The organism is Shewanella hafniensis (genome assembly GCF_019655335.1).
GTDB classification, from domain to species: domain Bacteria; phylum Pseudomonadota; class Gammaproteobacteria; order Enterobacterales; family Shewanellaceae; genus Shewanella; species Shewanella hafniensis.
The window spans coordinates 1-430 of record NZ_BPFD01000259.1 but is presented as its reverse complement, the minus strand read 5'-3'; the positions used below and the strand labels follow the sequence as shown (position 1 = coordinate 430).

The 430-nt window shown below is 63.3% G+C and carries 1 protein-coding gene; it reads left to right on the top strand.

The features are described from left to right. Positions 1–3 precede the first annotated feature (3 nt). The coding region (locus K5Q99_RS23225; RefSeq protein ID WP_505973637.1) for a hypothetical protein at positions 4–430 on the top strand (427 nt) is incomplete at its 3' end.

Here is a 430-nt window from a genome sequence, read left to right as displayed (position 1 = left end):
GGAATGGACCTGGCCGTCAGTTCCGACGGAGCCGTCGCCGTCGTCACCCCTAGTTCCGGCGACTGCTCGCGGTGGAAGAGGTACCGCGGGGGAACAGCCGCTCAGATCTGGCTGCAGCCCGCTGGGGCTGAGACATTCTTGCGTTTGCTGCGTGAGGGTAACGACAACCACGACGGCTACGCAGCTGCTGGGCGTTACAGCGTGGGCTGGATCGACGGTCGTCTCATCTTCAGTTCCGATATGAGTGACGATGACTGCCCGCAGGCCCAGGCTCAGGTCTGGTCAGTTGACGGCCAGGGACACGATCTACGTCAGCACACCCACCATGGCGAAGCGGAGGGTTACGTGCGTGACCCACGCACCGACGGTACGACGATCGTCTACCACACCCACGGTGCGCTGTGGAGGATGACTGGCCTTGACGCAGAAC